This is a genomic window from Methylobacterium cerastii (genome assembly GCF_022179125.1).
GTDB classification, from domain to species: domain Bacteria; phylum Pseudomonadota; class Alphaproteobacteria; order Rhizobiales; family Beijerinckiaceae; genus Methylobacterium; species Methylobacterium cerastii.
Genome location: NZ_BPQG01000143.1, coordinates 1 through 3715, shown reverse-complemented (window position 1 = coordinate 3715; position 3715 = coordinate 1). Strand labels below are relative to the sequence as shown.

Below are 3715 nucleotides of genomic sequence, written 5' to 3'. Positions count from 1 at the left end.
TCTGCGCGAGTTGATTGATGGATGCGATCTACTTAGAATTGATTAACGGGCTCATCCCGGCTGCAATGGGATACCGTGAGGATCGAGACGCCGCCATTTTGCCTGTATAAGCGTGGGTTTAGGCACCTCTTGCGAGCCTCGGCCTCGACCTTCAAACCTGCAATTAGCGGTTGTAGGAACGGCCTCAGCCTGACGCCCCATCTCATCGGCTTGGGGGCCTACTGCTGCTTACGGCAGAGGTGTGGGTGAGGACGCCAAGCCTCAATCAGGCTTGGCGCATGACACTACCGAAACCAAGCCACGGGCTTTCGGCGATTACCTGCCGTCCCAAAGAGCGGAGGCTTACGTCCGCTTTCCGGCAACGACGATGTCGTGTCGTGCGGCCGAGTTGGGTCGGGGGCGGAACGTCCGCTCAAGGGCGCAGGGTCAGGGTCCGCTCCCCACCCTCTGTGGAAGCTGGGAACGTCCGCTTGCAGGCTGCTCGGTGAGGCAATGACCTAACTGCTCAACGAAAAAGGCGCCCCCCTTCGCAGAGGTGCGCCCCGAGTTGGTTCCGGTCTCGTGAAGGAACGAGGGTCGGATATGATCTTACACTCGTACGAGCAAGGCGTGGTCGGCGATATACCAGCGGTGTGACCGTGTCATGGGTATGTCACTTAGGTTAAAGCGAGGGCATGGCGCAGATCGTTTTGTTGCGTGAGGGAGAATAGAAATGACCTCCATTGAGGGGATCGCGGCAACGATGCGCAGCATCGTGACGCCGGGAATGAAGCCGAAGGAGATCCGCTCCGCGATCCGAGAGAAGCATCCGGAAGCCAGCAAGAAGGACATCGTCCGCGCCGCCTTCTACGCGCTGACGGAGGCACCAGTCGCAGGTACGGAAGCGTTGGCGGACCTGCACCACTTTGCTTTGACCGAGCGTGGCGCCGACGAGGGTGCCGACGTGATTTTGAAGGCCAGCAAGCGCAAGCGGAAGAAGCGTTCGGCTGATGCACTCGAACGGCCAGCCAAGCATTGAAGATCTCAGTTTCGCCTCTGGCTGCGTCTGTCGTGGGTCGGAGACGGAACGGCCGCTTCAGGGTCAAGGGTTGGGGTCCGTTTTCCACCCGTTGCGGACGTGTCTCAATTAAACGTCAAACTCGAACTAATTCGCATTGAAGGTTTGTATGTCAGTTTGCGTTTATGACCCGCGTTTTCCTACGGGGCTATCCGGCGTGTTTTGTTCGAGCATCCGAACTACCCCGGGGGGTGAATCGACCCGACCCAGGCCGTAGCTCAAGCTCATGGAAGCCGACCTACGATTGCAGCTACGTTGCTCGAAGCTACCTCAGTTCCCCCTAAATTTCAGTGGCAATGTGCGATAGCGGACTCTGCGTCGAGCACGCTCAGTCCAACCATCCGAGTTGCCGCGTTCCAATAGGGCTTGCCCCTGTGGAACGTCCCAAGCGGCATCCATAGCAGTTCCAAAAGATAGGTCTTGCGTTTCGGAACGCACCGAGACTCTATGTTTTAGGTCCTATTGGAACGCTCTGCCTCGGAGACCGTCATGCTGATTGGCTATGCCCGCACCTCGACGTTGGAACAGGAAGCTGGGCTCGAGGCGCAGATCCGAGACTTGACCGCACTCGGGTGCGAGAAGCTGTTCCGAGAGCAGGTCTCCTCCGTCGCCCCGCGCAAGGTCCTCGATGGCGCTCTGGAGTTCGCTCGCGCGGGCGACACGCTGGTGGTGACCAAGCTCGATCGGCTGGCCCGATCGGTCACGCATCTGGGCAACATCATCGCCGCGCTGGAGGCGAAAGGCGTAGCGCTACGTATCGTCAATCTCGGCGTGGATACCGCGACTCCGACCGGCAAGCTGATGCTCAACGTCCTCGGTGGCGTCGCGCAGTTCGAGCGGGAGATGATGCTGGAGCGGCAGCGCGAAGGCATCGCCAAGGCCAAGGGCGAAGGCGCCTACAAGGGTCGTAAGCCCACCGCGCGGGCCAAGACAGCGCAGATCGAAGCATTGTCGGCAGAGGGTCTGAGCATGGCCGCCATCGCCGTCAGACTCGGCATCGGCAAGGGATCGGTGCATCGCGCTCTAAACCCGAAAGCAGCCTGACGGCGAACACGCCGGAACTTGCCGACGCGCAGGCCTGTGCCGCCAAGTGCCTTCGGGCCGGGTCGCTCTTTATGGCTTCGCGGATTTGGCTTCTTGTTGATCCGTCTCAGCCCTGTCTGCAGGACCGGGCGTCGCGACCGGCACGCTCTCGGCCAGGACTCTCACCATCTCGGCGCGGCTGCTGAGCATGATGGCCGGCGGTTCTCCAACGATCGCCTTCCACGCATCCAAAAACTCCCGCTCCGACATGTCGTCGAGGGAGTCCTCTTTCGCGGAAGAGGGCTTCGGTTCAGGAGGGTCAGTTAGCGTCATGGAGCTGCTTACGGGGCAGGCAGCTGGCAAGTTTCCCGGGTAAGTCTATCACAGATTGTGCCGAGGCCTCAGACGCGAAGAAACGCTGGCAACGCCGCTGCTTCATAGTCCATCCGCGGCCCAGAAAGGCCTCTCAAACGTCAGTCGAAAATGTCGGCCTCTTCCCCCTCAGCAGGGGAGGGTAGGTCGTGCTCGATGGTGTTCTCGGCCTCGACGAGCAGCGCCTCGAACGCCTTCAGCTTCAGCCGCTCGGCTTCGTATCGTGCCCGGTGCTCGGCAGCGGTCAACTCGTGAAGCTCCTTCTCCCCCTCGTCTTCCGGCCTGGTCGACCGGTAGTGCTTCAGCACCTTGTCCGCGGCGTCGACCCGGACGCGGGCCGGAAACTTTTCGGCGTTCTCGGGTCGGAGCACCTCTTCAAAGGTTGCGAGGGCCATCGGCACCAGCGTGGTCTCGATCCGGGTCGCGATCTGCTGCCAAACCGTCTGCATGACCGCTTCGCGCCGTTGGAGCTTCGAGGCCGCCACCGCCGGGTGAGCGTAGCCCGCAACTTTAGCCGCGTTCACGGCGTCGGCCGTCTTCGCCATCTCGCGAGCGAAGATCCGCTCCTGGCGCGTCCAGTCGCCGTCCTTGGCCGGCATAACCGCTACCTCCCTAAGTTCCCGTCCAGCCAGAATGTTAATCCAATTTACATGTTCCCGCAATAATCAGCATTTGCCAATTTCAGTTGACCTGGGAGTTCGTCACTAGCCCTGAGCAGAAGAACACCTGACCTGCGGAAAATGCGGCTGGTGCGCATGTGAGTGCTATCCGCCCTCGTTCAGGTAATAGGTGGTGCAGGCTGGCCTGTTAGGCGGCCACGAGGCACCAGGACGCCGCATCAGGAGCACCGGAGAACCGGACGCCGCAGCGTAGACGTGCAGCGTCACCGGCCGACGCCGCCACTGGATCGAAAGCACATCAGTTGCGACAGGCAGGAAGCCCGGCGCATCGCCTCGCGTACGGTGATCGGTGCCCAGGATCGTCTCGACCACCGACGGCATGCGCTTCATCATCCGTTCGGGATGCACCCGCTCGGGTGGGCCTTTGACGTCAACCAGCCAAGCCGGCGCCGCGGTCCGTTCGCAGGAAACGAGCTCACCGAATGCTGCCGCCAAGGCTGCGCGCGGGTCGCGATGCGTTTGTATGTCAACGAGAGCGAAACCGGATTTTCTGCAATCGCGGCGCTGATAGCGATAGCAGCGGAAGGTTTTGAACGCTTCCGGTGCGAGTTCGCCGTCGTCGCCGCGAAAGTGTGACCGGTCC

Annotated in this window: 5 protein-coding genes; 2 read left to right on the top strand and 3 right to left on the bottom strand. The window is 61.3% G+C overall.

Annotated features, from left to right (window positions below; genetic code table 11):
• The first annotated feature begins 712 nt into the window (after positions 1-712).
• Both MFF13_RS26270 and MFF13_RS26265 read left to right on the top strand, forming a co-directional pair.
• Positions 713-1018, top strand: a complete 306-nt coding sequence (locus tag MFF13_RS26270) for a hypothetical protein (protein ID WP_238273405.1) — start codon at positions 713-715, stop codon at positions 1016-1018.
• Between the two features lie 528 nt (positions 1019-1546).
• On the top strand, positions 1547-2101 hold the full coding sequence (locus tag MFF13_RS26265) for a recombinase family protein (RefSeq protein WP_238273404.1): 555 nt from the start codon (positions 1547-1549) through the stop codon (positions 2099-2101).
• 69 nt (positions 2102-2170) lie between these two features.
• On the opposite strand, the gene MFF13_RS26260 is transcribed toward MFF13_RS26265, so the two are convergent.
• The 3 genes from MFF13_RS26260 to MFF13_RS26250 all read right to left on the bottom strand — a co-directional run.
• On the bottom strand, positions 2171-2413 hold the full coding sequence (locus tag MFF13_RS26260) for a hypothetical protein (RefSeq protein ID WP_238273403.1): 243 nt from the start codon (positions 2411-2413) through the stop codon (positions 2171-2173).
• A 140-nt stretch (positions 2414-2553) separates the two neighbouring features.
• A complete protein-coding gene (locus tag MFF13_RS26255; protein ID WP_238273402.1) occupies positions 2554-3051 on the bottom strand; it encodes a hypothetical protein in 498 nt (165 codons plus the stop codon).
• Positions 3052-3216: 165 nt separating this feature from the next.
• On the bottom strand, positions 3217-3715 hold a 499-nt coding region (locus MFF13_RS26250; protein WP_238273401.1), incomplete at its 5' end, for a hypothetical protein.

What these genes read in the sequence shown, in the direction of transcription:
- MFF13_RS26255 (WP_238273402.1), bottom strand. Translation starts at nt 3,051, where the DNA reads ATGCCGGCCAAGGACGGCGACTGGACGCGCCAGGAGCGGATCTTCGCT.
- MFF13_RS26260 (WP_238273403.1), bottom strand. Translation starts at nt 2,413, where the DNA reads ATGACGCTAACTGACCCTCCTGAACCGAAGCCCTCTTCCGCGAAAGAG.
- MFF13_RS26270 (WP_238273405.1), top strand. Translation starts at nt 713, where the DNA reads ATGACCTCCATTGAGGGGATCGCGGCAACGATGCGCAGCATCGTGACG.
- MFF13_RS26265 (WP_238273404.1), top strand. Translation starts at nt 1,547, where the DNA reads ATGCTGATTGGCTATGCCCGCACCTCGACGTTGGAACAGGAAGCTGGG.